The sequence below is a fragment of the Streptomyces sp. NPDC079167 genome (genome assembly GCF_040686735.1).
Taxonomy (GTDB): domain Bacteria; phylum Actinomycetota; class Actinomycetes; order Streptomycetales; family Streptomycetaceae; genus Streptomyces.
The window spans coordinates 75,450-100,208 of sequence record NZ_JBFBLO010000015.1 but is presented as its reverse complement, the minus strand read 5'-3'; the positions used below and the strand labels follow the sequence as shown (position 1 = coordinate 100,208).

22 protein-coding genes are annotated in these 24,759 nt (G+C 72.1%); 10 read left to right on the top strand and 12 right to left on the bottom strand.

Annotated features, from left to right (window positions below; translation table 11 throughout):
* Window positions 1–85: 85 nt before the first annotated feature.
* Genes mnhG through AB0P41_RS27885 form a run of 6 tightly spaced genes read right to left on the bottom strand, consistent with a single transcriptional unit; the run spans window position 86 to window position 6,587 of the window.
* Window positions 86–499, bottom strand: a complete 414-nt coding sequence (mnhG, locus tag AB0P41_RS27910; RefSeq protein ID WP_356710533.1) for a monovalent cation/H(+) antiporter subunit G — start codon at window positions 497–499, stop codon at window positions 86–88.
* Window positions 496–819: a monovalent cation/H+ antiporter complex subunit F gene (locus tag AB0P41_RS27905; RefSeq protein WP_356710531.1), complete on the bottom strand. Its 324-nt coding sequence runs from the start codon at window positions 817–819 to the stop codon at window positions 496–498. Before AB0P41_RS27905 ends, mnhG begins: the two co-directional genes overlap by 4 nt.
* On the bottom strand, window positions 816–1,448 hold the full coding sequence (locus tag AB0P41_RS27900) for a Na+/H+ antiporter subunit E (protein WP_356710529.1): 633 nt from the start codon (window positions 1,446–1,448) through the stop codon (window positions 816–818). The genes AB0P41_RS27905 and AB0P41_RS27900 overlap by 4 nt, the downstream gene beginning before the upstream one ends.
* Window positions 1,445–3,094 (bottom strand): Na+/H+ antiporter subunit D, encoded by a 1,650-nt coding sequence (locus tag AB0P41_RS27895; RefSeq protein ID WP_356710527.1) that lies wholly within the window; start codon window positions 3,092–3,094, stop codon window positions 1,445–1,447. Before AB0P41_RS27895 ends, AB0P41_RS27900 begins: the two co-directional genes overlap by 4 nt.
* Complete coding sequence (locus AB0P41_RS27890; protein WP_356710525.1) at window positions 3,091–3,684, bottom strand: Na(+)/H(+) antiporter subunit C; 594 nt, start codon at window positions 3,682–3,684, stop codon at window positions 3,091–3,093. The genes AB0P41_RS27895 and AB0P41_RS27890 overlap by 4 nt, the downstream gene beginning before the upstream one ends.
* Window positions 3,681–6,587, bottom strand: coding sequence for a Na+/H+ antiporter subunit A (locus tag AB0P41_RS27885; protein ID WP_365934769.1), 2,907 nt, complete (start codon window positions 6,585–6,587; stop codon window positions 3,681–3,683). The genes AB0P41_RS27890 and AB0P41_RS27885 overlap by 4 nt, the downstream gene beginning before the upstream one ends.
* 625 nt (window positions 6,588–7,212) lie before the next feature.
* On the opposite strand from AB0P41_RS27885, the gene AB0P41_RS27880 reads away from it, so the two are divergent.
* Genes AB0P41_RS27880 through AB0P41_RS27860 form a run of 5 tightly spaced genes read left to right on the top strand, consistent with a single transcriptional unit; the run spans window position 7,213 to window position 12,692 of the window.
* A complete protein-coding gene (locus tag AB0P41_RS27880) occupies window positions 7,213–10,089 on the top strand; it encodes a nitrate- and nitrite sensing domain-containing protein (protein ID WP_365934767.1) in 2,877 nt (958 codons plus the stop codon).
* Window positions 10,086–10,523, top strand: a complete 438-nt coding sequence (locus AB0P41_RS27875; protein WP_145808438.1) for a roadblock/LC7 domain-containing protein — start codon at window positions 10,086–10,088, stop codon at window positions 10,521–10,523. The genes AB0P41_RS27880 and AB0P41_RS27875 overlap by 4 nt, the downstream gene beginning before the upstream one ends.
* Before the next feature lie 56 nt (window positions 10,524–10,579).
* Complete coding sequence (locus AB0P41_RS27870) at window positions 10,580–10,936, top strand: DUF742 domain-containing protein (RefSeq protein WP_365934819.1); 357 nt, start codon at window positions 10,580–10,582, stop codon at window positions 10,934–10,936.
* Between the two features lie 6 nt (window positions 10,937–10,942).
* A complete protein-coding gene (locus AB0P41_RS27865; RefSeq protein WP_356710519.1) occupies window positions 10,943–11,512 on the top strand; it encodes an ATP/GTP-binding protein in 570 nt (189 codons plus the stop codon).
* A 46-nt stretch (window positions 11,513–11,558) separates the two neighbouring features.
* Window positions 11,559–12,692: an FAD-dependent monooxygenase gene (locus tag AB0P41_RS27860; RefSeq protein ID WP_356710517.1), complete on the top strand. Its 1,134-nt coding sequence runs from the start codon at window positions 11,559–11,561 to the stop codon at window positions 12,690–12,692.
* A 64-nt stretch (window positions 12,693–12,756) separates the two neighbouring features.
* Here AB0P41_RS27860 and AB0P41_RS27855 read toward each other — a convergent pair whose 3' ends face one another.
* Together AB0P41_RS27855 and AB0P41_RS27850 are read right to left on the bottom strand one after the other, a co-directional pair.
* Complete coding sequence (locus AB0P41_RS27855; RefSeq protein ID WP_356710515.1) at window positions 12,757–13,158, bottom strand: RidA family protein; 402 nt, start codon at window positions 13,156–13,158, stop codon at window positions 12,757–12,759.
* On the bottom strand, window positions 13,155–14,285 hold the full coding sequence (locus AB0P41_RS27850) for an acyl-CoA dehydrogenase family protein (RefSeq protein ID WP_365934765.1): 1,131 nt from the start codon (window positions 14,283–14,285) through the stop codon (window positions 13,155–13,157). The genes AB0P41_RS27855 and AB0P41_RS27850 overlap by 4 nt, the downstream gene beginning before the upstream one ends.
* A 181-nt stretch (window positions 14,286–14,466) precedes the next feature.
* On the opposite strand from AB0P41_RS27850, the gene AB0P41_RS27845 reads away from it, so the two are divergent.
* From AB0P41_RS27845 to AB0P41_RS27830, 4 genes are read left to right on the top strand one after another with little or no spacing between them, the layout of a single operon-like run.
* Window positions 14,467–16,083 carry an AMP-binding protein gene (locus tag AB0P41_RS27845; RefSeq protein ID WP_365934763.1) on the top strand — a complete coding sequence of 539 codons (1,617 nt, stop codon included), beginning with the start codon at window positions 14,467–14,469 and terminating at the stop codon, window positions 16,081–16,083.
* A gap of 4 nt (window positions 16,084–16,087) precedes the next feature.
* Window positions 16,088–16,909: a PaaX family transcriptional regulator C-terminal domain-containing protein gene (locus AB0P41_RS27840; protein WP_365934761.1), complete on the top strand. Its 822-nt coding sequence runs from the start codon at window positions 16,088–16,090 to the stop codon at window positions 16,907–16,909.
* 53 nt (window positions 16,910–16,962) lie between these two features.
* Window positions 16,963–17,784: a GNAT family N-acetyltransferase gene (locus AB0P41_RS27835; protein ID WP_356710507.1), complete on the top strand. Its 822-nt coding sequence runs from the start codon at window positions 16,963–16,965 to the stop codon at window positions 17,782–17,784.
* The gene (locus AB0P41_RS27830; RefSeq protein WP_356710505.1) at window positions 17,781–18,245 is read left to right on the top strand and encodes a hypothetical protein; all 465 of its coding nucleotides are present in this window, start codon (window positions 17,781–17,783) and stop codon (window positions 18,243–18,245) included. Before AB0P41_RS27835 ends, AB0P41_RS27830 begins: the two co-directional genes overlap by 4 nt.
* Here the strand turns inward: AB0P41_RS27830 and AB0P41_RS27825 are convergent.
* Window positions 18,232–20,517, bottom strand: a complete 2,286-nt coding sequence (locus tag AB0P41_RS27825; protein ID WP_365934759.1) for a bifunctional salicylyl-CoA 5-hydroxylase/oxidoreductase — start codon at window positions 20,515–20,517, stop codon at window positions 18,232–18,234. The genes AB0P41_RS27830 and AB0P41_RS27825 overlap by 14 nt on opposite strands.
* Before the next feature lie 4 nt (window positions 20,518–20,521).
* A complete protein-coding gene (locus tag AB0P41_RS27820; RefSeq protein WP_104789717.1) occupies window positions 20,522–21,349 on the bottom strand; it encodes an enoyl-CoA hydratase family protein in 828 nt (275 codons plus the stop codon).
* Window positions 21,350–21,634: 285 nt separating this feature from the next.
* On the opposite strand from AB0P41_RS27820, the gene AB0P41_RS27815 reads away from it, so the two are divergent.
* The gene (locus AB0P41_RS27815) at window positions 21,635–22,093 is read left to right on the top strand and encodes an ATP-binding protein (protein WP_356710501.1); all 459 of its coding nucleotides are present in this window, start codon (window positions 21,635–21,637) and stop codon (window positions 22,091–22,093) included.
* On the opposite strand, the gene AB0P41_RS27810 is transcribed toward AB0P41_RS27815, so the two are convergent.
* Window positions 22,041–23,519 carry an amino acid permease gene (locus AB0P41_RS27810; RefSeq protein WP_365934757.1) on the bottom strand — a complete coding sequence of 493 codons (1,479 nt, stop codon included), beginning with the start codon at window positions 23,517–23,519 and terminating at the stop codon, window positions 22,041–22,043. The two genes, AB0P41_RS27815 and AB0P41_RS27810, sit on opposite strands and share 53 nt — an antisense overlap.
* Window positions 23,520–23,693: 174 nt before the next feature.
* Window positions 23,694–24,710 carry an ornithine carbamoyltransferase gene (gene argF / locus AB0P41_RS27805; RefSeq protein ID WP_356710497.1) on the bottom strand — a complete coding sequence of 339 codons (1,017 nt, stop codon included), beginning with the start codon at window positions 24,708–24,710 and terminating at the stop codon, window positions 23,694–23,696.
* Between the last annotated feature and the right edge of the window lie 49 nt (window positions 24,711–24,759).

Sequence of the window (24,759 nt, the reverse complement as noted above, 5' to 3'; positions counted from 1 at the left end):
CCCAGCGCCCGGTGGATCCCGGCGCATCATCGCAGAAAATATGTGCGGGGCGTGGGGATACGGGGACTGCCGTGTACCGGGGCGTTCAGTCCCCCTGGCCGCGCGCGGCTCCACCACCCGCCTCCGGCTCACCACCGGGGTCCTGCGCACCCGGCTCGGTCAGTTGCGCGTCCAGGTCGTCGAAGAGGAGCTCACCGCGCTCGATCTGCCCCGTCCGGTACGCCGACCGGGCCACCAGGTGGGCCGCCACCGGGCCCGTCATCAGCTGGAAGAAGCCGATGAGGCCGAGCGTCGCCAGGTCCATTCCGCTGCGCAGCCTCAGCGCGACGCCGGCCAGCACCAGCAGCAGCCCGAGGGTCTGCGGCTTGGTCGCCGCGTGGCTGCGCGAGAGGACGTCGGGGAGCTTGAGCATGCCGACGACGCCGAGGAGACAGATCGCCGCGCCGAGGAACACCAGCACCGCCCCGGCCGTGTCCGTGATCTGGAGCCAGACGCTCACCGCTGCCCCTCCTTCCCGCCGGCCTTCCGGCGCGACAGCGGCTTGTCCCGTACGGCGATGAAGCGGGCGATGCCCACCGAGCCGGTGAAGCCCAGGAACGCGAGCACCAGCATGATCGGGAAGTAGAACGGGTCCCGGGCGAAGGCGGACTTGGCGCCCAGGCCCGCGATGATCACAGCGGCGAAGACGTCGAGGCCGATGGCCCGGTCGAGCATCGAGGGCCCGCGGCTGATCCGGAAGAGCAGCAGCGCGCCCGCCACCACGACCAGCACGACGGCGGCGGTGATCAGCACGCGGTCGACCGTCTCGGGGCCGCTCACGGTCGCTCCTCCCCGTCGTCGGACCCGGCGACCGGTGGCGGGGGCCCGGCGACCCGGGCGATCTCGTCAGGGGTGCCGAACGCCCGGACGGTCAGTTCCTCCAGCTTCCAGACGGAGCTCCGGGCCGCCTCCAGCTCCTCCGGTCTGTCCGCGTCCAGGACGTGCATGAAGAGCGTGGCGGTGGCCCTGCGCACCTCCACGACGGCGCCGCCCGGCACGTTGGACACGGAGACGGCCGTCGCGGCCAGCATCAGGTCGCTGCGGCACCGCAGGGGTACGCCGATGACGGCGGGCCGGTGCGGGCGGCCGGCGAAGATCTGCCGGGTGACCTTCACCCCCGAGGTGTACATGTCGTAGAGCAGGTAGCCGGCGAGCCGGAGGATGCCCCAGGGGTGCAGTCGCAGCCCCAGATCGACCTTCGGCAACGGGAACGCCAGGCAGACGACCACCGCGACGACCACGCCCGTGATGACGTTGGCCCAGGTCAGGGTGGACCACAGCAGGACCCAGATGAGGGTGAGCCAGGCGATCAGCGGAAGTTCGAGCACCCGGCGCCGGCGGCCGGCGAACTGAAGGCTGTACCGGGGCAGATCGGGATTGCGGTACGACAGGGTGATCAGGCGCCTCACCGGCCGAGCACCTCCTCCACATAGGGCCGGCGCTCGATGAGTCCGGCGGCCGAACGGTCGGTGAACGCCGCCAGCGGGCCGGCCAGCACGGTGAAGGCGAGGCCGAGCACGACGGCTCCCGCGGTGGCAGCGGTCATGGCCCCGGGCGGGCGGACCGTGGTGGTGACGGCCCGCCCGTGCAGGGTCGCGGCCTGGGCCCGGCCGGCCGGAGGCGGCCCCACGCCTTCGTCGCCGGTCCCGGGGATGCGGTCGGGTCCGGTGTCGGTGTCGTCGTCGTCGCTGTCGTCGGCGGCCTCCAGGACGGTGCCGTAGGCGGCCTGGCCCGGTGGCTCGGTACGCCAGAAGGCCAGGTTCCAGATCTTGGCCATCACGTACAGGGTGAGCAGGCTCGTCACGGTCGCGCCCGCGACGAGGATCCAGGCCCATACACCGCCGTCCGAGACGCCCGCCCGCATGAGTCCGAGCTTGCCGATGAAACCGGAGAAGGGCGGGATCCCGGCGAAGTTCATCGCGGGGACGAAGAAGAGGACCGCGAGCAGCGGAGCCGATCTGGCCAGTCCGCCGAGCCGGGTGAGCTCGTTGGTCCCGCCCCGGCGTTCGATGAGGCCCGCGACGAGGAAGAGGGAGGTCTGGACGGTGATGTGGTGGGCGACGTAGAAGATCGCGCCGCCGTACGACGCACGGGTGGCGAGGCCGATACCGAAGACCATGTAACCGATGTGGCTGATGAGGGTGAAGGAGAACAGCCGCTTCAGGTCGGTCTGCGCGACCGCCCCGAGGATGCCCACGAGCATCGAGACGAGGGCGACGGCCATGATCAGATCGCCGAGCCGGTTGCCGGGGAAGAGCAGCGTCTCGGTCCGCAGCATGCAGTAGATGCCGACCTTCGTCAGCAGGCCCGCGAAGACGGCGGTGACGGGCGCCGGCGCCGTCGGGTAGGAGTCGGGGAGCCAGGCCGCGACGGGGAAGACGGCGGCCTTGATGGCGAAGACGGTGAGCAGCATGGCCTGGATCAGCGTCTGCACGCCGAGGGGGAGTTCGGGCAGCCGGACCGCCAGCTGGGCGAGGTTCGCCGTGCCGGCGGCGGCGTAGGTCATGGCGATCGCCGTCAGGAACAGCATCGAGGAGAACAGGGAGATGATCACGTAGGTGGAGCCGGCCCGGATCCGGGGGCCCGTGCCGCCGAGCGTGAGCAGGACGAAGCTGGCGAGCAGCATGATCTCGAAGCCGACGTACAGGTTGACGAGGTCGCCCGCGATGAAGGTGAGGGAGACCCCGGAGACGAGGATGAGGTAGGCGGGGTGGAAGACGGCTACGGGCGTCTCCTTGTCCCGGTCGGCCATGCCCTGGCCCAGTGAGTAGACCAGGACGGAGAGGGTGACCGCCGAGGAGACGGTCAGCATCAGCCCGGACAGCCGGTCGGCGACGAGCGTGATGCCGAGCGGCGGCGCGAAGTCACCGAGGTGGACGGAGAGGGGGCCCTGACGGTCGGCGGCGATCATCAGTGCCACCGAGAGACCGAGGACGGCGGTGAGGACGGCCACGCTGATGAAGCGCTGGAAGCGCGCGAGCCTGGTGCCGAAGGCGAGGCTCACTCCCGTGGCGCAGAGCGGCAGCAGGACGGGCAGCGGGACGAGCCCGTTCATCCGGCGGCTCCTCGGTCGTCGTCCTTCTCTTTCACGTAGTCCTCCGGATCGGCTCCCAGCACGTCGTGCCACAGGTCTCCGCCGGCGTCCCGGCCCCGGGCCTGGAGGGCGCGGTCGGCCCGGAGCCGGGCCCTCAGCCGGCGGTGCTCCTCGCGGTAGTCCGCACGCTCCTGCCGCGTGGGGCGTGGCCCCGCCCGGTACTCCTCACGGAGCTCGGCCCGCTGCCCCATCACCTCGGCGCGCAGGAAGATGCGCCGGTCCTCCAGGTCGTCGTGGACCTCGTCCGTGCCGGTCAGCTGGTAGCTGCGGTAGGCCATGGCGAGCAGGAAGGCCGTGGTGGCGAGCGTGATGACGATGGCGGTGAGGGCGATGGCCTGGGGCAGCGGGTCGGTGATCCGCTGCAGCGGCACGCCGTAGAGCAGGGGCGCGGCGCCCGCCGAGCCGGTCGACGCGAGGACCAGCAGGTTGACGCCGTTGCCCGTGATCACCGCGCCGAGCAGGATGCGGGTGAGCGGCCGGCTGAGCATGAGGATGCCTCCGACCGCGCAGAGGACGACGGCGGTGGCGAGGAGCGAGGCGCTCATGGTCATCGCTGCGGCTCCCCCTTCCCGGTGTCCGTCGCGGGGGTCAGTGCGCCCGCCGCCCGTTCGATCTGCCGGTCGACCTTGGCGCCCAGTGCCCTCACGATGTCCAGAACCACGCCGAGCACCAGCAGATAGACGCCGAAGTCGAAGAGGACAGATGTGCTCAGGTGGAAGTCACCGAACACCGGCAGATGCCCGTGGTAGGTCCAGGCGTGCAGCACCGTCCCCTCCGCGAGGCCGCCCAGGGCGACCCCGGTGGACACGAACAGTCCGAGTCCGGTGAAGAGTCCGGGCTGCAGCGGTGCGGCCTCCGCCAGTTCGAACCTGCCGCCCGCGAGATAGCGGGTGATGAGGGCGAGGCCCGCCACGAGTCCGGCGACGAAGCCGCCGCCCGGCATGTTCTCCGCGCAGAACAGCAGATAGAGGGAGAGCACCAGAATGGGATGGAAGAGCAGCCGGGCCACCACCTCGAAGACGATGGACCGGTGCTCGGGCGCGAGGGTGGAGCCGGCTGCCAGCCAGCTGCGTTCGGGCGCGTTGTCGTCGCCCTCCGGCACACCGGCCAGCCGCCGGCCGGACAGCGCCGCCCAGGCGGTCTCCCCCTGCAGCTCTCCTCTGTCCAGGGAGGTCTCGCCGCGGCGGTGCAGATAGATGAGGCTGGTCACGCCGATCGCCGCGGCCGCGAGGACGGCGGACTCCCCCATCGTGTCCCAGGCGCGCAGGTCGACCAGGATGGTGGCCACCACGTCCTTGAGACCGTGGTGGGCGACCTCCTCGACCATCGCCGCGCCCGCGGGCTCGGCGACCCGGGCGGCGCCCGCCACCCAGACGGCCACCCCGACCGTCGCCGCCGCGACCAGCGCCACGGGGATCCGCATCGCGCGCCGCCAGGTGCCGATCGACTCCTCGAAACGCACCGGCATCCGGCGCAGCACCAGCACGAACACGATCATCGACACGGTCTCGACACAGAACTGGGTGAGTGCCAGGTCGGGCGCGCCCTGTACGACGAAGAGAAGGGCGGCCCCGTATCCGGTCAGCCCCGCCAGGACGACGGCCTTCATCCGGCGGCTGACGGTCAGACAGGAGAGGGCCGCGGCGCAGGTGAGCGCGGCCACCGCCCCCTGGAGGGGGGTGTCCCACACCCGGGGTGCGACCGCTCCTTCCCAGGGGTGGTCCACGGCCAGGACCGCCAGCTGGCCGAAGAGCATCACCATCAGCGTGATGGCCAGGTATCCGGAGAGGGAGCCGCGCTGGACGAAACCGGTGACCTGGAGGGCGACACGCTCCAGGCCCAGCAGGAGGTGCCCGAACACGCTGTCCGCGGTGGGCCAGGCGACGCGGCGGGAGACGCGGGTGACCGTCGTACGTCCCGCGAAGAGCACCGCGCCGCCCGCCCAGGTCAGGGCGGACAGCAGCAGGGCCGTGCCGAAGCCGTGCCAGAGCGCGAGATGGTAGGGGTGCGCGGGGGCGGGGAAGGTGTCGGCGTACGCGGCGAACAGACGGTCCGTCCATCCGACGCCGGGGCCGAGCACCAGCCCGGCGACGGCGAGCACGGCGGGCGGAGCCAGGAGGCCGGCGCCGACGCGGTGGGCGGAGGTGTCGGGGACACCCGGCTTACGGGCGAACGCGCCCCAGAGGAAGCGCAGGGTGTACGCGAACGTCAGCACGGAGCCCACGACGGTGACGGCCAGCACCCAGCGGTCGGCGGTGTCGCCGTGCAGCAACGCCTCGAAGGCGGCCTCCTTGGCTGCGAATCCGAGGAACGGCGGCAGTGCCGCCATGGACGCGGCGGCGAGCACCGCGACCGCGCAGACGTACGGCATGGTGCGGCCGAGGCCGGAGAGCCGCCGCAGATCGCGGGAGCCGGCCGCGTGGTCCACGATGCCGGTGACGAGGAACAGCGCGGCCTTGAACAGGGCGTGCCCCAGGATCATCGCGACGGCCGCGAGCGCGGCGTTCCGGTTCCCCGCCCCGGCGAGGACGGTGAGGAAGCCGAGCTGGCTGACCGTGCCGTAGGCGAGGACGAGCTTCAGGTCGTGCAGGCGCAGGGCGCGCCAGCCTCCGAGGAGCATCGTCGCTCCTCCCAGGACCAGGACGACGGGCCTCCAGACGGGGACGTCGGCGAAGCCGGGGGCGAGCCGTGCCACCAGGTAGACGCCGGCCTTCACCATGGCCGCGGCGTGCAGGTAGGCGCTGACGGGGGTGGGCGCGGCCATGGCGTTCGGCAGCCAGAGGCTGAACGGCCAGATCGCCGACTTGGAGAGCGCCCCGCACAGCACGAGGACGACGGCGACGGACACGGCGAGTGTCGCCTCCGGCGGTTCGGCGACGATCGCGGAGATCCGGTAGGTGCCCGCGGCCTCGCCGAGGATCAGGAAGCCGACCAGCATGGCCAGGCCGCCCGTCGTGGTGACCGTCAGGGCCTGGAGGGCGGAGCGGCGGTTCTGTTTGCGTTGGCTGGTGTGACCGATCAGCAGGTACGAGAAGACCGTGGTCAGTTCCCAGAACACGTAGAGCGTGATCAGGTCGTCCGCGAGGACGAGCGCGAGCATCGCACCGGCGAAGGCCAGCAGGTTCCCGGCGAAGGGCGCCAGTTGGGGTGAGTCGTCGGTGAAGTAGTACGCGCAGTACAGCAGGACGAGCGTGCCCACCCCGGCCGCGAGCAGCACCATCAGTTCGGCGAGCGCGTCCAGGCGCAGGGCGACGGACACGTCGTAGGTGCTGATCCACTCCCATGACCAGGAGACGGCCCGGCCCGATTCCGTACCGCCCCACTCGGTGGCCGCCCACGCCGTGGTGGCCGCCGGGGGCAGCGCGAGCACGAGGAAGGCGTATCTGCCGAGACGCCGCACGAGCGGCGCGGAGCACGCCGCGAGTACGAAATGGCTGAGGACGAGTGCGATCACGAGAGGCGGTCCGGAACAAAGGGCACCGAATACAGATATATCCCCCGGCCCGGTTCACCCGTCCGGCGCGCCGCGCGGCGGTCGGCCCGCTGCTTACGGTCGGCGGCTCCGGTCGGTACTCGCCACACTGTCGTCACAGGACGGCGTCTGCCCTGTGCGCCCGCGGTCACACGGTATGACGTGGGACCTTTCCGACGCGTCCGGCACTTCGCCGGGCAGGCCCCGGATGCCTCCGGTGGCCCGCGGGCGGCGGGGCGGGTCGTCGCCGACCGTGAGGCCTTCGCCGTCGGGGGACCTCTTCACGGGGCACGGGGGCGGTCCGCCGGTCATCGCCGTCGCCTCCTGGGTGCGCCGGAGTACGTATGCCTGCACCTTCAGCCTCGCTCCGGAGCGCGCATACCGCTACCGGGACACGGCCGGCATTCCCGACGCTTCGGCGGGCGATCGTGTGCTCCCGGTGCGTGCCCTGTGTTGCACATGTGAGGCCACTTTTTCTTCTCTTTTGCACTGTGGCTAATATCCATGTGTCCAAGTTCTCAACGTATTTGACCAGTCACCGGCTGGCACCATCGTCAAGGAGCATCCCCTGCGCACGCGCGCGTCACGGCGGACCGACTCGGCACCCATGTCGTTGCGGACGGCCCTTCTCGTACTGGCGATCGTCCCCGGAGTCGCACTGGCGGCCCTGTGGGCCGTCACCAGTGGTCAGACCTTCCTGGACTTCCAGCGCCAGGCAGCCCAGGGACTCTTGGCCGAGAAAGCAGGCCAACCGTCCAACATCGTGTACTACAACCTGCAGGAGGAACGCCGGCTCAGCGCGGAGGTGCTGGCCCGGCCCGGTGACTCCGGAACGGCGCTGAAGCAGCAGCGCACGCTCACCGACAAGGCGATCAGGACCTTCGAGTCCCTCTCGGACGTGAGCGCGGACGACGCACCCGACGAGGTGCTGGACGCCGTCGGCAGGGCGCGGGAGGCCATCAGCCAACTGCCCGCCCAGCGCACCCTCGTCGACGAGGGCGACAGTGACCAGCAGGCGGTCGTCTACGGCTACTACACCGACCTGATCGCCGTGGACCTGGAACTGTTCTCGGCCCTCAGCCATGTGGACAACGGCGAGGTGACCACCCTGGGCCAGCCTCTCGTGGACCTCTTCTGGGCCAAGGAGATGATCTCCCGCTCGGACGCGATCCTCACCCGCGGCTGGCCCACGGGCAAGCTCGGCACGGAGGACCTCCAGGAGCTCCGGAACGCGGTCTCCGGCCAGTCCTTCCAGGCCGGCACCAAGGTGGTCCCGTATCTCCCCGAGGACGAGCAGGCCCGTTGGAAGGAGCTGACCGAGAGCTCCGCGTGGAAGGCCAAGACGAAGGTCGAGGAGCAGGTCCTGCGCCCCGCGGAGGCCGACCGGTCCGGCTTCGTCGAGCTGGAGGCCGAGGAGCAGACCTGGCGCAAGGCCATGGACGGCGTCACCCCCCAGCTCGTCAGCATGCTGGAGAAGCGCACCGCCGCCGTGGTGGTGACCGGCAAGGACACGGTCATGTCCCTGCTGCTGAAGATGGTCCTCACCTCGGTGATCGGCCTGCTCGCGGTCGTCGCGGTCGTCTGGACCACCTGGCGTCTCACCCGTAACCTGCGCCGGCGCATCTCCGGACTCCAGGAACGGGCCGAGGAGCTGGAGAAGGCGCTGCCGGACGTCGTCGACCGGCTGGCCCAGGGGGAGAAGATCGATGTCGAGGCCGAGGCCCGCGCGATCGAGGCCCCGGACGGGGCCGGTGACGAACTCACCCGGCTCGGCGGCGCGCTCAACCAGGCCCGCACCAGCGCACTCCAGGCGGCCGTCCGGCAGGCGGACCAGCACCGCGGCTTCGAGCGGCTGCTGCAGCGCATCGCGCGCCGCACGCAGCAGCTGATCGGCCAGCAGCTCAAGAAGCTGGACGAGCTGGAGCGCAAGCACGAGGACCCCGAGGTGCTCGACGGTCTCTTCGACCTCGACCACCTGACGGCGCGTCTGCGCCGATACGAGGAGAACCTGGTGATCCTCGCGGGCGGCTCGCCGCACCGCCGCTGGCGCAAGCCGGTCCCGCTGCTGGACGTCATGCGTTCGGCCCAGGGCGAGGTGCAGGACTACCGCAGGGTGGTGCTGGACCTCGACGGTGCCCCGTGGCTGGCCGAACGGGCCGTGGGTCCGGTCTCCCACGTCCTGGCGGAGCTGATCGAGAACGCGTTGACCTTCTCCCGGCCGCCCAGCCCGGTCGAGGTCCGCGCGGCGAAGGTGAGCCGGGGCCTGGCCATCGAGGTCGAGGACCGCGGCCTGGGCATGGACGAGCAACAACTGTCCGACGCGAACGAGCTGATGAGCCGTCCGCCCCGGATGGACGTGCTGGCCCACGCGGAGGACATCCGGCTCGGCCTCTACGTGATCTCGCGCCTCGCGGACCAGCACGGGCTGAGGGTCGAGTTCCGGCCCTCAGCCTTCGGCGGGACCCGCGTGGTCGTCCTCGTCCCGGACGAGCTGACCGTGCCGGAGCCCGGCTCCGGGCCCGTCGGCGTACCCATGGCCGCCGCCGTGCCGGCGGCGGAGCAGCCCCCGGCCGCCGCGCCCGCGGCTCCCGGCGCGCTGCCGACCCGGGTGCAGGGCCGGGCGATGGCCGGGGTCACGGCCCTGGCCGACCACACCGCCAGATCGCGGCCCGCCGAAGAGGAGCAGCCGGCTCCCGAGCAGCCGTACGCCGGGGCCGAGGAGCCGTACGCCGGGGCCGAGGACCCGTACGCCGGGGCCGAGGAGCCGTTCCCGGTGCCCGGACAGCCCTTCCCGCCGGACGGGCCGGGCCACACGCCGTATATCGAGGCGGACCAGCAGTACGCGGCCGGGTCGTACCCCGCACCCGGACATGCGTACACCGACGGCGCGTACACCGAAGGCACGTACACCGACGGCGCGTACACCGAAGGCACGTACTCCGTGCCCGGGCAGCCGTACGCCGAGGCGGACGGTCCGTACTCCGGCGCCGAACAGCCCTACGGGGTCCAGGAACAGCCGTACATGACGGCCGCGGGCCAGTATCCCGTCCCCGGCCACCCGTACGCGGAGCCCGCGGACGACCCGTACACGGCGCCCGAACCGTCCTACGCGCAGCCCTACCCGGCGGGGGACGGCACCTCCGGGCCGCACTCCTACGGTGCGCCGGACCGTCCCGGGCCCCCGGCCCTTCCCGCGGGCCCGGCGGAGGAGCCGGCCCCCGCACCGGCGGGCGGGGAGCCCCCGCTCCCCCGCCGCGTCCGCCAGGCCAGCCTGGTGGACGAGCTCCGGGTGGACCCAGCCGCCCGGACGGCCACGCCCAAGCCCCCGAGCTGGGACGAGAACCCGCTGCTCCGCCCGGTCCCCCGGCGGGCCGGTGCGGCGATCGGGGCATTCCAGCGGCGCTCGCGCGCGGCACGTGCGGCTGAGGAGCCGCCGGGCCCCGCCCCCGCCGCACCCTCCCCTACGAGAGAAGAACGGTCATGACGCGCACAACGGCCACCCTCCAGGACCTGGACTGGCTGCTCGACGGTCTGGTGGACTCGGTCGCCGAGACACTGAACGCCGTGCTGCTGTCCGACGACGGGCTGGTGGTGAGCCACTCACGCACCATCGAGCGCGCCGACGCGGAACGGCTCGCCGCGATATGCACCGGCCAGCAGAGTCTCGCCCGCGGTGTCGGCCAGTTGTTCGACGGTGGCTCGGTCCACCAGGTGATCGTCGAGCTGGCCGACCTCTGGCTCTTCATCATCGCCGCCGGCCAGGGCACCCACCTCGCCGTGGTCGCCTCCCAGGAGGTGGACGCCGAGGTGATGTCGCTGGCGATGCACAACCTGGTGCAGCAGGTGGGCCAGAAGCTCACCGCACCGGCCCGCGGTGACTTCGACGCCTTCGGCACCGGGGACGGGCAGCGGGTGTGACCCCCTACCGGTACGAGAGGAAGGACGAGCCGGAGACCGAGGACGGCGCGAGCACCATGGTGCGCCCCTACACGATCACCCGTGGCCGGACCGCCCCCGAGCGGGACGACTTCAGCCTCATCACCGTGCTCACGACCGCCGGGGAGGCGCTGGACGAGCACGGCGCACCCCTGCGAGCGGGCCGGCTCCAGCCGGAACACCGCATGATCCTGGACCGCTGCCGCCGGCCGGCAGCGGTGGCGGAGGTCTCCGCCGGCCTCGATCTGCCGGTCTCGGTGACCAAGATCCTGCTGGCCGATCTGGTGGCCCAGGGATTGCTGCTGGCCCGCGCTCCCCTGTCGGTGGCGCGGGCCTCCGGCGGGGCGGACATGGGCCTGCTCGCCGCAGTACGAGACGGACTCCGGAGACTCTGAACCGATATGACAACCAGTCCGACGGCGCCTTCCGCCGTCAAGATCCTCATAGCCGGTGGCTTCGGCGTCGGCAAGACCACGCTAGTGGGCGCCGTCAGCGAGGTGACGCCGCTGCGCACCGAGGAATACCTCACCCAGGCGAGCGTCGGCGTGGACAGCCTCGCCGGCGTCAGCCAGAAGGACACCACCACGGTGGCACTGGACTTCGGCCGGATCACGGTCAGCCCGGAGCTGGTGGTCTACCTCTTCGGCACACCCGGCCAGGAACGCTTCTGGTTCATGTGGAACGACCTGGTCAGCGGCGCGCTCGGCGGAGTCGTCATCGCCGACACCCGCCGGATCGAGACGAGTTTCGCCTCGATCGACTTCTTCGAGAGCCGGGACATCCCCTTCGTGGTGGCGATCAACTGCTTCCACGGCCACAACACCCGCACCACGGAGGAGATCCGGGCCGCCCTGGACCTGGACCCGCACGTCCCGCTCATGATCGGTGACGTCCGGGAGCGGACCTTCGGCCGGGACGTGCTGCTCGCTCTGGTCGACCACCTGATGAGCCTGCCCGTGGCCGTCGGCTGACCGCCCCTCCCCCCTTTTCCCTCCCTTTCCCGCCTGGAGAACTCAGATGGCAACACCCCTGCGCGTACTGGTACATGGCGGCGGCATCGGCGGACTCACCCTTGCCGTCGCACTCGCCCGGAGCGGGCACACGGTCGAGGTCGTCGAACTCCGCGACGAGCTGGACGCACTCGGCGTCGGCATCATCCAGCCGTCGAACGCCCTGCACGTCATGCGTGAGATCGGCGTGCTCGACGCATGCCTGGCGGCCGGCTTCGAGTGGGAGGTGCTGACCATCTGCGACCCGGCCGGCGCCACGCTCGCCAAGATCCCGCAGCCCCGCATGGACGGCGTCCCCGCCGGCAACGGCATCCCGCGCCCCGCCCTGGCCGAGGTGCTGGGCGCCGCCACCGCGGCCGCCGGGGTCCCGGTCCGTTTCGGTACGACGATCAGCGAGCTGACCGACGACGGTGCCGGCGTCGAGGTGACCCTGTCCGACGGTTCCTCCGCCCGCTGGGACCTCGTCGTCGGCTTCGACGGGATCGGCTCGCCGCTGCGGACCCGGCTGTACGGCGACCGCTTCACCCCCGAGTACACCGGTTTCGCCAACTGGCGGGTCACCGTCGACCGTCTCCCCGAGGTCCAGGGTGTCGTGGTGAGCACGGGCCGGTCGTCGACCAAGGCACTGCTCACGCCGATCACGGAAGAGCTGATGTATCTGGCCGCCGTGACCGCCGAGGAGCCGGACTTCCGTCCCGACCCCGCGCGGGCGCACGAGCAGCTGAACGAGCGTCTCGCCGCGTTCGGCGGGCCCGTCGCCGAGGCGCTGGCCTCGGTCACGGCCGCGGACGGAGTCGTGTACTCGCGCATCTCGCAGGTCACGGTGGACGCGCCCTGGCACGTCGGCCGGGTCGTCATCGCCGGTGACGCCGCGCACGCGAGCACGCCGAACCTGGCGCAGGGCGCGGCGATGGCGGTGGAGGACGCCCTGGTCCTGGCCCGGTCCCTGGACGCGGAGGACGACGTCGCGGCGGCCCTCGCCGCCTGGGAGGACCGCCGCCGTTCCCGCGCCATGTTCGTGCAGAACCTCTCGCGCGCGCTCCTGAAGGAGGAGACGGGCAGTGCGACGACCCCGGAGGAGGACAAGCTCCTGAAGGTCGGGATGCCGGGCGCCGCCCACGTGCTGGTCAAGCCGTACTGATCCGCGTCTCGCGGCGGCAGGGGGCGGTGCGGACGGTCGCACCGCCCCCTGCACGCGTTCTGCCTCAGTCCAGCACCGCGATGCCGTCGAGCTCGACCATGGCCTGCTCGTCCCAGAGCCGGGCGGTGCCGATGACGGCCATGGCCGGGTACTCACGGCCCGCCAGCCGCCGCCAGATCTCGCCCAGTTCCGGGGCGTGGGTGCGGTAGGCGGCGACATCGGTGGCGTAGACGGTGACCCTCGCCAGGGCGGTCGGGGCGCCACCCGCTGCGCGCAGGGCGGTGAGCAGATTGCCCAGGGCCGTCTCGAACTGCTCGGGCAGGGTGGCACCGACGATCTTTCCGTCGCCGTCCAGCGCGGTCTGGCCGGCCAGGAAGACCAGTCGGCCGCCGGTGGCCGTGACGGCGTGCGAGAAGCCGGTGGGCGGGGCCAGTTCGGCGGGGTTGATCCGGGTGATCGGATTCATGCGGTCGTCTCCTGGGTCGCGTACAGCTCCTTGGCGATGATGGTGCGCTGCACCTCGGTGGCCCCCTCGTAGATCCGGGGCGCGCGGACCTCCCGGTAGAGGTGTTCGAGGAGATGACCCCGGCGCAGGGCGCGGGCGCCGTGCAGCTGGACGGCCGCGTCGACGACGTACTGCGCGGTCTCGGTGGCGTACAGCTTGGCCATGGCGGCGCGCCGGGGGACACCCGGCTCGCCCGCGTCGTGGGCGGCCGCCGCCGCGTAAACCAGGAGCCGGGCGGCCTCGGTGCGGGTGGCCATCTCGGCGACCTGGTGCGAGACGGCCTGCAGGTCCTTGAGCGGTGCCCCGAAGGCGGTGCGGTGGGCCGTGTGCTCCAGGGTGGCGTCGAGCGCGGCGCGTGCCATCCCGACGGCGAACGCGCCGACGCTGGGCCGGAAGAGGTTCAAGGTGTCCATGGCGACCCGGAAACCCCGGCCCGGCTCACCGAGCACGTCGTCGGCGGTCACCGGTACGCCGTCGAAGTCCAGCGCTCCGATGGGGTGCGGCGAGAGCATCTCCAGGGGCGCCCCGGTGAGCCCGGGGCGGTCGGCGGGGACGAGGAACGCGGTGACACCACGGGCTCCGGCGCCCTCGCCCGTCCGGGCGAAGACGGTGTAGAAGTCGGCCTCGGGGGCGTTGGAGATCCAGCACTTCTCGCCGGTGAGCCGCCAGCCGCCGCCGGGGCCCGGCTGTGCGGCGAGGGCGAGCGCCGCCGCGTCGGATCCGGCGCCCGGCTCACTGAGCGCGAAGGCGGCGACGGCGCGTCCCGCGCGCACCTCGGGGAGCCACCGCGCGCGCTGGTCCTCGGTCCCCGCGAGGCGGACCGGGCCGGCTCCGAGTCCCTGGAGCGCGAGCGCGGTCTCGGCCTCCGTGCAGCCGCGGGCCAGCGATTCGCGCAGCAGGCAGAGGTCGAGCGCTCCCGAACCGAGGAGCCGGTCCAGGAGCCCCAGTCCTCCGAGGGCGGCGACGAGCGGGCGGTTGACATGGCCGGGCTCGCCCTTCTCCGCGAGGGGGCGCAGCTCGTCGCGGGCAAGCGCGTACAGCTCGTCGCACCAGGCGGTTTGACCGGGATCGAGGGAGAATGCCGTCATACCGGCGCCTCTCTTGTCACGACTTATCGCGGACCGTTGACTACCGTCACTCAAACGATACGCTCCAAGGGCTACCAGAGTCTTCCGTTCGGATCGGGCCGGACCGGGAAGCCGGCCCGGTGCGAACGAAGGGCTCCAGGGGCTTTCGTTCGGGTGAGGCCGGATCAGGGAGCGATGCTTCATGAAGCCGTCAGGTACCGCCAGCGCGCACACCGACACCTTCGCGCGCGATCACCTCCCACCCGCCGAGGACTGGCCCGAGCTGGTCTTCGACCTCCCCGAACTGGCCTATCCGGCCCGGCTGAACTGCGGATACGAGCTGCTCGACCGCACCCTCGACCGCTTCGGCCCCGACCGCCCGGCCTTCCGGAGCGCCGACGGCGGCGTCTGGAGTTACGGGGAGCTGCGGGACCGGGTGGACCGCATCGCCCGGGTGCTGACGCACGATCTCGGTGTCGTTCCGGGCAACCGGGTGCTGCTGCGCGGCCCCACCACGCCCTGGCTCGCGGCGTGCTGGCTCGCCGTGATGAAGGCCGGTGCGGTCGCGGTGACGGTGCTGGCGCAGCAGCGGGCGTCGGAGCTCGCCACCATCTGCTCCCTCGCCCGTGTCGGACACGCGCTGTGCGACATCAGGTCCGTCGACGACCTGGCCGCGGCGGAGGTGCCCGGCCTGCGCGTCACGACGTACGGGGGCGGCTCCCCCGACGACCTGACGGCGCTCGCGGCGGCCCGGCCGGGGCCCTTCCCGGTGGTGGACACCGCCGCCGACGACATCGCGCTGATCGCCTTCACCTCGGGCACCACCGGGCGGCCCAAGGGCTGCATGCACGCCCATCGCGATGTGCTGGCCGTCGCCGACACCTTCGCCCGCCACGTCCTGCGGCCCGGTCCGGACGACGTGTTCACGGGCAGCCCGCCGCTCGGCTTCACCTTCGGGCTCGGCGGGCTGGTCATCTTCCCGCTGCGGGCCGGCGCCTGTGCCCTGCTGCTGGAGCAGGCCGGTCCCAAGCAACTCCTGCCCGCGCTCGCCGAGCACCGCGTCTCCGTCCTGTTCACCGCGCCGACCGCGTACCGCGTGATGCTCGACGCGCTCGACGGGCATGACCTGTCCGCGCTGCGCCGTTGCGTGTCGGCGGGGGAGAACCTACCCGCCGCGACCTGGGAGTCCTGGTACGAGCGGACGGGGCTGCGCATCATCAACGGCATCGGGGCCACCGAGCTGCTGCACATCTTCATCTCCGCCGCCGACGGTGCCGTCCGGCCCGGCACCACCGGTGTCCCCGTGCCCGGCTGGCAGGCGCGGGTGGTGGACGACGACGGCGAGGAGCTGCCCGACGGTGAACCGGGCCTGCTGGCCGTGCGCGGTCCGGTCGGCTGCCGGTACCTCGCCGACGAACGTCAGCGGGTGTACGTACGCCACGGCTGGAACATCACCGGCGACACCTACGTCCGTGAGCCCGACGGCTACTTCCGCTACGTAGCCCGTGCCGACGACATGATCATCTCCGCCGGTTACAACATCGCCGGTCCCGAGGTCGAGGAGGCCCTTCTGCGCCACCCCGACGTGGCCGAGGCCGCGGTGGTGGGCCGGGACGACGATCTGCGCGGGCAGATCGTGGCCGCCTACGTCGTGCCGCGCGAGGGCGCGCTGCTGTCGGCAGACGGTCTGCGGGCCCACATGAAGGCCGAGCTGGCACCGCACAAGTGCCCGCGTGCCATCGAGTTCCTGCCCGCGCTCCCGAGGACCGCGACGGGCAAGCTCCAGCGCTTCCTGCTGCGCGGCACCGCTCTAGAGTGATCACGTGGCCGAGCACACTCCCCGTTCCCTGATCGTCAGCCTCTACGGCGCGTACGGCCGTCTCCCCGGCAACCCGCCGCTGGCGGTGTCCGAGCTGATCCGGCTGCTGCACGCGGTCGGGGTCGACGCACCGTCGGTGCGTTCCTCCGTGTCCCGCCTCAAGCGCCGGGGGCTGCTCGCCCCCGCCCGCACGGCGGACGGCGCGGCTGGATACGCCCTGTCGTCCGACGCCCGCCAGCTGCTGGACGACGGTGACCGGCGGATCTACCGGCGGCCTGCTCCCCTGCCCGGCGACGGCTGGGTGCTCGCCGTCTTCTCCGTACCGGAGGCCGAGCGCCACAAGCGCCACCTGCTGCGCTCCCGCCTCGGCCGGCTCGGCTTCGGCACGGCTGCACCGGGGGTGTGGATCGCACCCGTCGGTCTGTACGAGGAGACCAGGCACACCCTGGAGCGCCTCGGACTCGCCCCGTACGTCGATCTGTTCCGCGGGGAGCACCTCGGTTTCGCCGCCACGAGGGAGGCGGTGGCGCGCTGGTGGGACCTGGACGCGATCGCCCGGCTCCACCTGGACTTCCTGGAAGCGCAGGAGCCGGTGCTGCGCTCCTGGGAGGCACGGGCCGGCGGGGAGGCACCGGATCCGGAGGAGGCCTACCGGGACTACCTCCGCGCGCTGGACTCCTGGCGGCAACTGCCGTACGCCGACCCGGGGCTGCCCGGTGAGCTGCTGCCCGAGGACTGGCCGGGCGGGCGCTCGGCCGAGGTGTTCGGGCTGCTGCACGCGCAACTGCGGGACGCCGGTGCCCGGTTCGTCGCGGAAAGTCCCTGAGTCGAGTGCCGAAATCTGGGTGACCCGGGGGCGTGTGAACGTCAGGATGAAGCATGACCTGGACCTTCACCGATGACGTCGGCGCCTTCCTCGACGCGGCCGGAGCGTGCCTGGCCGCCCGGCCCGCGGAGAACACGCTGCTGCTGACCGTCACCGCCACCCTGCGGGAGGACGGCCCGTTCGCGTTCGGCACCGAGCCGCCCGTACTGGGGTGGTGGCGCGGGGCGGACGGGGAGGTGGCCGGGGCACTGGTACGTACACCGCCGTACCTGCCGCTCCTGGGCGTGATGTCCCCCGAGGGGGTCGCCGCTCTGGCCGACGCGCTGCCGCTGCCCGGGGTCAACGCCGACCGCGACACCGCCCGGATCCTGGCCGCCCGGTGGCCGCGCCACCGCGTCGACGAGGAGCACCGGCTGTACCGGCTGGGCACCTTGGTACCGCCCTCCCCCGCACCCGCCGGCCGGCCCAGAACCGCCACGGCCGCCGACCGGGCGCTGCTGGTGGGCTGGTTCCGCGCCGCCGCCGAGGAGACCGGCCAGCCGGGCGACCGGGCCGGGCGGAGTGTGGACGCGCGCACGGCGCACGGCCTGCTCACTCTCTGGGAGGTGGGCGGGGAGCCGGTGTCGATGGCGGGCCTCTCGCGCAGGATCGCGGGCATGGTGCGGGTGGCGCCCGTCTACACACCACCGGAGCACCGGGGCCGGGGCTACGCGGCGGCGGTGACCGCGGAGGTCAGCCGCGCGGCACGGGAGGGGGGCGCCGGTGAGGTGCTGCTCTTCACCGACCTCGCGAATCCGACGAGCAACGGCGTGTACCGGCGCATCGGTTACGAGGCCGTCGGCGACCGGCTGCTGATCACCGCGGAGCCGGAATGACGGCCGGGGCCGGGGCCGGGGAGATACCGGCCGGGCAGGCGTGGCTGGTCGCCGCGAACGTCGTGCGGTGGAGGCGGTACGGCGAGGGCGGCCAGGAGTTGCGGCCCGGGACCAAGTCCTACCGGGGTGGCTCCAAGGTGTACGTGACCGAGACCTACGCGGGCTCGGGCCACGAGCAGCTGACCACGATCGGGCGCGGCCGCCATACCGGCACGTACATCACGATCGACATGTCGACCCGCAATCTGCACACCTTCCGGGCCGTGCAGGTCCACAGCCCGGCCGTGCTGCGGCTGTGCGAGGAGGCCGGCGTGGGCGGCTGGTGGACGGCCCGTCAGGACGCCGAGGAGGTCGCCTCCCTGCTCGGCCGACTGTCCGTCGAGTACCGCACCACGCACTGGGCCGTGCCGCATCCCGACCCGTGCCGCTGCCACGAGTGCCTGGCGCTCAGTCAAGTGTGAGCCGGGGCTTCGGAGCGTCGGTGCGGCCGGCCGGCGGGGTGCGGCTGCCCGCGCGGTACGGGAGCGGCCAGGAGGCGCCCGGGCCCGTGTAGCCCTGCTCGGCCGCCGCGTGCAGCGTCCAGTGCGGGTCGTACAGGTGGGGGCGGGCCAGGGCGCAGAGGTCGGCCCGGCCCGCGAGCAGCAGCGAGTTGACGTCGTCCCAGGAGGAGATGGCGCCGACCGCGATGACGGGCACGTCCAGGGCGTTGCGGATCCGGTCGGCGTACGGGGTCTGGTAGGAGCGGCCGTACTCGGGGCGTTCCTCGGGGACGACCTGGCCGGTCGAGACGTCGATGGCGTCCGCGCCGTGGGCGGCGAAGGCACGGGCGGCCGCCACGGCGTCCTCGTCGCTCGTGCCGCCCTGTGCCCAGTCCGTGGCGGAGATCCGTACGCTCATGGGCCGGTCGTCGGGCCATGCGGCGCGCACCGCGTCGAAGACCTCCAGGGGGAAGCGGAGCCGGTTCTCCAGGGTCCCGCCGTAGGCGTCGGTGCGCAGGTTGGTGAGCGGGGAGAGGAAGCCGGAGAGCAGGTAGCCGTGGGCGCAGTGCAGTTCGAGGAGGTCGAAGCCGCAGCGGGCGGCCCGCCGGGCGGCCTCGGTGAACCGGTCCCTGACCGCGTCCATCCCGGCCCGGTCGAGCTCCCGCGGGACCTGGCTGACGCCGTGCGCGTACGGGAGGGGGGAGGCGGCGCTGACCGGCCAGTTGCCTTCGTCCAGCGGCTGGTCGATACCCTCCCACATCAGCCGGGTGGAACCCTTGCGGCCGGAGTGGCCCAGCTGGACCCCGATCGCGGCGCCGGGGGCGGAGTCGTGCACGAACCGCGTGATCCTCGTCCACGCCCCGGCCTGCTCATCGGTCCAGAGACCGGTGCAGCCGGGCGTGATACGGCCCTCGGGGCTCACGCAGACCATCTCGGTCATGACGAGGCCGGCGCCGCCGAGCGCACGGGCGCCGAGGTGGACGAGGTGGAAGTCGCCGGGCATCCCGTCGACGGCGGAGTACATGTCCATGGGTGAGACGACGACACGGTTGCGGAGTTCGAGTCCGCGCAGCCGCAGCGGGGTGAACATCGGCGGGGTGCCGGGCGGGCAGCCGAACTCGTCCTCGACCGCTTCCGTGAAGGCGGGGTCGCGCAGCCGCAGGTTGTCGTGGGTGACGCGGCGGCTGCGGGTGAGGAGGTTGAAGGCGAACCGCAGGGGCGGCTGGTCCACGTACTGCGGGAGTTCCTCGAACCAGCGGAGGCTGGCCGCGGCGGCGCGCTGGGTGGACAGGACGACGGGGCGGCGCTCGGCCTCGTACGCGGCCAGGGCGGTGGGCAGGTCCGGCTGTTCCCCGACGCAGGCGGCCAGGGCGAGGGCGTCCTCGACGGCGAGCTTGGTGCCGGAGCCGATGGAGAAGTGGGCGGTGTGGGCGGCGTCGCCGAGCAGGACCGTGTTGCCGTACGACCAGTGGGCGTTGGTGACGGTGGCGAAGGTGAGCCAGGAGGACTTGTTGGAGCGCAGCGGCCGGCCTCCGAGGGCCTCGGCGAAGGCCTTGGCGCAGTGCTCGGCCGACCGGGCGGTGTCGCAGGTGTCGAGGCCGGCGGCCCGCCAGACCTCTTCGCGCATCTCTACGATGACGGTGGAGGCGCCGGCCGAGAAGGGGTAGGCGTGCAGCTGCATCACGCCGTACTCGGTCTCGGCGATCTCGAAGCGGAAGGCGTCGAAGGCGAAGTCGGCGGCGAGCCAGATGTAGCGGTTGCGGTGGCCGGTGACGGTGGGGCGGAAGTGACGGGCGTGGGCCTCGCGGGTGGCGCTGTGCACCCCGTCGGCGGCGATGACCAGGTCGTGACGGGCGGCGAGTTCGGCGGCGGGCGGCGCCTCGGTCCGGAAGCGGAGCCGTACGCCGAGGGATGCACAGCGCTCCTGCAGGATCCGAAGGAGCGTGCGGCGGCCCAGTGCGGCGAAGCCGTGACCGCCCGAGGTCTGGGTGGTGCCCCGGTGCACGACGTCGATGCGGTCCCAGCGGACGAAGGCGTCGGTGAGCGCCCGGTACACGACGGGGTCGGCGTGCTCGATGCCGCCGAGCGTCTCGTCCGAGAGGACCACGCCGAAGCCGAAGGTGTCGTCGGGGGCGTTGCGCTCCCACACGGTGATGTCGCGGCCGGGGTCCAGCCGCTTCAGGAGGGCGGCGGCGTAGAGCCCGCCGGGCCCGCCGCCGATGACCGCGATGCGCCCCGTGGCGGAGGGGGGCATCGCGCTACCTGCCCCGCCATTTCGGCGGACGCTTCTCGGTGAAGGCCGCGTGGAACTCGGCGTAGTCCTCGCCGTTCATCAGGAGGGCCTGGGTAGCGGCGTCCATCTCCACGGCGGCGGCGAGCGGCATGTCGAGCTCGGCGGTGAGCAGCGCCTTCGTCTGGGCGAGGGCGAGTGCCGGCCCGTCGGCGAGCCGCCTGGCCAGGGCGGCGGCGCGGGCGTCGGCCTCCCCTTCGCCGGTCAGCTCGCTGATCAGCCCGATGCGCTCGGCCTCGGGGGCACGGACCGGTTCGCCGAGCATGAGGATGCGGGTGGCGTGGCCCAGACCGACGACCCGGGGCAGGAGGTAGGCGGCACCCATGTCGCCGCCGGACAGGCCGACGGCCGTGAAGAGGAAGGCGAAGCGTGCGGACGGGGCGGCCACCCGGAAGTCGGCCGCCAGGGCGAGGACCGCACCGGCTCCGGCGGCCACCCCGTGGACGGCGGCGATGACGGGAAAGGGGCACTCGCGAAGGGCGCGTACGACCTGTCCGGTCATCCGGTTGAAGTCCAGGAGCTGCGCGGTGTCCATGGCGAGCGTGGCGCCGATGATCTCGTCGACGTCACCGCCCGAGCAGAACCCGCGCCCCTCCCCCGCGAGCACGAGGGCCCGCACGGAGCGTTCGCGGGAGAGCTCGGCGAGAAGGTCGCGCAGGTCGGCGTAGGCGCCGAAGGTGAGCGCGTTGAGCTTCTCGGGACGGGCGAGCGTCACGGTCGCCACGCCGTCGTCCGTGGTGAGGCGCAGGTGCTTCCAGCGCTCCGTGCGCGGGGCGGAGCCGGTGAACGGGCTCATGGAAGGTTTCCCTCCAGCCGTCGGGCCGATGCTGATGCGCTTCGAAGCTATCACCAATCTGTGACTTCCGTCATGAGTACGCGATAGAGCACCCTGTGGCGAACGTCCCCTTTGTCATGGTCGACCGGCTCTATGTCTGCGGCGTCGCGCTTCGTATGGTTGAGCGCAGGAAGTCCTCGTACGGACCCCCGTACCCTCCGGTGCCGGAGGACGCCTCCCGGACGCTGCCGCCCCGGAACGAAGCTCCCCCGCCGGATGTCCCGCTCCCGAACGGAAACTCCCGCCTTGCCGCCCGACGTCCCAGCGCCCCCGCCCTCGTCCTGGCGAATCGCCCTGCCGCACTCGACGGCCGCCGTGCCCATCGCCCGCGCCCTCATCCGTACGGCCTTGGCGGACCTCGAGGCGCCCGCGGACAGCGACACCGCCGAGCTGCTGACCGCGGAACTGGTCGCCAACGCCGTCGAGCACACCGACGGCTCGGGGCCCATCGAGCTGGTGGTCGAGCTCCTGGCGTCCGGCTGCCAGGTGGAGGTCCACGACCACGACCCGGGGCCGCCCGGCGACCTCTCCCGTCTGCTGCCCGGCTCCGTGCCGGACCCGTGGCAGGAGCACGGCCGGGGACTGCTCCTGATCCGCGCCCTCAGCTCGGCCTGCGGTCACCGCCCCACCGAGCACGGCAAGGCGGTCTGGTTCACCCTGCCGCCGGGTCCGGTTCCGCCCGGTCCTGGGGCTCCCCGGAACTGACGAGCCGGGAGCGGCTGCGGCCGTATCCCGCGTACACCAGGGATCCCACGGCGAGGAACACCAGGAACTGCACCCAGGTCGTCCAGCCCGTCCCGTACATCAGGTACACGCAGAAGCCGACGCCCAGGATCGGGCTGACGGGGTAGAGCGGCACCCGGAAGGAGCGCTTCAGCTCCGGGTTGCGGCGGCGCAGCGCGATGACGGCGACATTGACCACCGCCATGGTGGCGAGCGTGCCGATGGTCGTCAGGTTCACGACGACGTCGAGGGACGAGAACGCGGCGGGGACCGCGAAGACGACGGCCACGATCCAGGTGTTGGCGACCGGCGTACGAGTCTTCGGCGACACCCGTTCGAAGACCCGGGGGATCAGCCCGTCGCGGGACATCGACATCAGGATGCGGGTCTGGCCGTACATCACCGCGAGGACGACCGACGCGATGGCGACGACCGCGCCGAAGGCGATGATCCCGCCGCCGACGCTCGATTCGGTGACCTTGTCCACGACCAGGGAGAGCGCGGCCGGCTTGTCCCCCACGGCGTCCGCGCCCAGTGCGCCGATGGCGCCGAGGGCGACCGCGCAGTAGAGCAGCGTGACGACGCCGATGCAGATCATGATCGCGATCGGGATGTTCCGGCGGGGGTTCCTGACCTCTTCACCGGCGGTCGTGATCGCGTCGAAGCCGATGTACGAGAAGAACGCCACCGACGCGCCGGCGGTGATGCCGGCCATGCCGTGCGAGGCGAACGGCGAGAGGTGTCCGTCCTGGAACGCGGTGAAGGCGATCACGCAGAACGCGATGAGAATACCGATCTTCAGCACCGCCATCGCCGCCGTGGCGCCCGCGCTCTCCCTGATGCCGCGCACCAGCAGGGTGGCCGCCATCATGACCACGACGACCGCCGGCAGGTTGATCACACCGCCGTCGCCGGGTCCGGAGGAGAGCGCCTCGGGGAGGTTCCAGCCGATGAGGCTGTCCAGCAGCTCGTTGACGTACTGGCTCCACCCGACCGCCACGGCGGAGACCGAGACGCCGTACTCCAGCAGCAGGCACCAGCCCACGAGGAACGCGACCCGCTCCCCGAGCGTGGCGTAGGCGAAGGAGTAGGAGCTGCCGGAGACCGGGATGGCGCCGCCGAGCTCGGCGAACGAGAAGGCGGTGAAGATGCAGGTCACGGCGGCGAGGACGAACGAGATCAGCACGGCGGGGCCCGCCTCGGCGACGCTGTCGGACAGCCCGACGAAGATGCCGGTGCCGACGATCGCCCCGACACCGAAGCAGACGAGCTGGAAGAGCCCCATGGTGCGCCGCAGGCCGTGCCCTTCCAGGTCGGCTCCGGACTCGGCGAGCAGCAGTTCGGGACTCTTGACGCGTGCCCCTGTCCTGCGCGGGGGGCTCTGCGGGGTGGAGGAGGCGGGACTCATGGGGGGACGGGGTCTCTTCTCTGGTGGTGCCGGGAAATGAGCCTGTGGGGAGGCTCGCGCCTGGGCACGCGCACCGGGGCACGTGAAAAGGGGCTCGGGCACGCGAGCCCGAACCCCCACCAAGTGGCACTATCGTAGCCACTTGTGCGCATGTTCACCCAATCGGGTGCATGTTCATGCGGTGAGCGTGCCGCCTGCCAGCGTCGCGACGAGGACCGCCTTGATCGTGTGCATCCGGTTCTCCGCCTCGTCGAAGACGACCGAGTGGGAGGACTCGAAGACCTCGTCGGTGACCTCCAGCTCGGAGAGGCCGTGCCGCTCGTGGATCTCCCTGGCGACCTTCGTGCCGAGGTCGTGGTAGGCGGGGAGGCAGTGCATGAACTTCACGTCGTCGTTGCCCGTGGCGCGCAGGACGTCCATGGTCACCGCGTACGGCGAGAGCGCCGCGATGCGCTCGTCCCAGACCTCCTTGGGTTCACCCATGGAGACCCAGACGTCGGTGACGACGTAGTCGGCGCCCAGGACGCCCTCGGTGACGTCCTCGGTGAGGGTGATGCGCGCGCCGCTGGACTCCGCGAGCTCGTGGGCCCGGTCCACGATCTCCGGCACCGGCCAGTAGGCCGCGGGGGCGACGATCCGCACGTCCATACCGAGCAGGGCCCCGGTGATCAGGTAGGAGTTGCCCATGTTGAAGCGGGCGTCGCCCAGGTAGGCGAAGGTGATCTCCTCCAGGGGCTTCGCGCTGTGCTCGGTCATCGTGAGGACGTCGGCGAGCATCTGGGTGGGGTGCCAGTCGTCGGTGAGTCCGTTGAAGACGGGTACGCCGCCGTACGCCGCCAGTTCCTCGACGGCCTGCTGGCTGTCACCCCGGTATTCGATGCCGTCGAACATCCGGCCGAGCACCCGGGCCGTGTCCTTGACCGACTCCTTGTGCCCCATCTGGGAGCCGGAGGGGTCGAGGTACGTCGTGGACGCGCCCTGGTCGGCGGCTGCCACCTCGAAGGCGCAGCGGGTGCGCGTCGAGGTCTTCTCGAAGATCAGCGCGATGTTCCTGCCCCGCAGCCGCTGCACCTCGCCGCCCGCCTTCTTGGCGGCCTTGAGCTCGGCGGACAGGGCGATCAGGCCGCGGAACTCCTCGGCCGTGAAGTCCAGCTCCTTGAGGAAATGGCGGCCTGTGAGGTCTATGGCCATGATGACTTCTCCTGGGTCGGGCTGAGGGCATACGGACGAACGTCCTGGA

Coding starts and splice junctions, on each gene's coding strand:
- AB0P41_RS27855 (WP_356710515.1), bottom strand. CDS start 13,158: ATGAATCCGATCACCCGGATCAACCCCGCCGAACTGGCCCCGCCCACC.
- AB0P41_RS27875 (WP_145808438.1), top strand. CDS start 10,086: ATGACGCGCACAACGGCCACCCTCCAGGACCTGGACTGGCTGCTCGAC.
- AB0P41_RS27895 (WP_356710527.1), bottom strand. CDS start 3,094: ATGAACGGGCTCGTCCCGCTGCCCGTCCTGCTGCCGCTCTGCGCCACG.
- AB0P41_RS27880 (WP_365934767.1), top strand. CDS start 7,213: ATGTCGTTGCGGACGGCCCTTCTCGTACTGGCGATCGTCCCCGGAGTC.
- AB0P41_RS27870 (WP_365934819.1), top strand. CDS start 10,580: ATGGTGCGCCCCTACACGATCACCCGTGGCCGGACCGCCCCCGAGCGG.
- AB0P41_RS27835 (WP_356710507.1), top strand. CDS start 16,963: ATGACCTGGACCTTCACCGATGACGTCGGCGCCTTCCTCGACGCGGCC.
- AB0P41_RS27830 (WP_356710505.1), top strand. CDS start 17,781: ATGACGGCCGGGGCCGGGGCCGGGGAGATACCGGCCGGGCAGGCGTGG.
- AB0P41_RS27860 (WP_356710517.1), top strand. CDS start 11,559: ATGGCAACACCCCTGCGCGTACTGGTACATGGCGGCGGCATCGGCGGA.
- AB0P41_RS27850 (WP_365934765.1), bottom strand. CDS start 14,285: ATGACGGCATTCTCCCTCGATCCCGGTCAAACCGCCTGGTGCGACGAG.
- AB0P41_RS27845 (WP_365934763.1), top strand. CDS start 14,467: ATGAAGCCGTCAGGTACCGCCAGCGCGCACACCGACACCTTCGCGCGC.
- argF (WP_356710497.1), bottom strand. CDS start 24,710: ATGGCCATAGACCTCACAGGCCGCCATTTCCTCAAGGAGCTGGACTTC.
- AB0P41_RS27810 (WP_365934757.1), bottom strand. CDS start 23,519: ATGAGTCCCGCCTCCTCCACCCCGCAGAGCCCCCCGCGCAGGACAGGG.
- AB0P41_RS27825 (WP_365934759.1), bottom strand. CDS start 20,517: ATGCCCCCCTCCGCCACGGGGCGCATCGCGGTCATCGGCGGCGGGCCC.
- AB0P41_RS27890 (WP_356710525.1), bottom strand. CDS start 3,684: ATGACCATGAGCGCCTCGCTCCTCGCCACCGCCGTCGTCCTCTGCGCG.
- AB0P41_RS27865 (WP_356710519.1), top strand. CDS start 10,943: ATGACAACCAGTCCGACGGCGCCTTCCGCCGTCAAGATCCTCATAGCC.
- AB0P41_RS27820 (WP_104789717.1), bottom strand. CDS start 21,349: ATGAGCCCGTTCACCGGCTCCGCCCCGCGCACGGAGCGCTGGAAGCAC.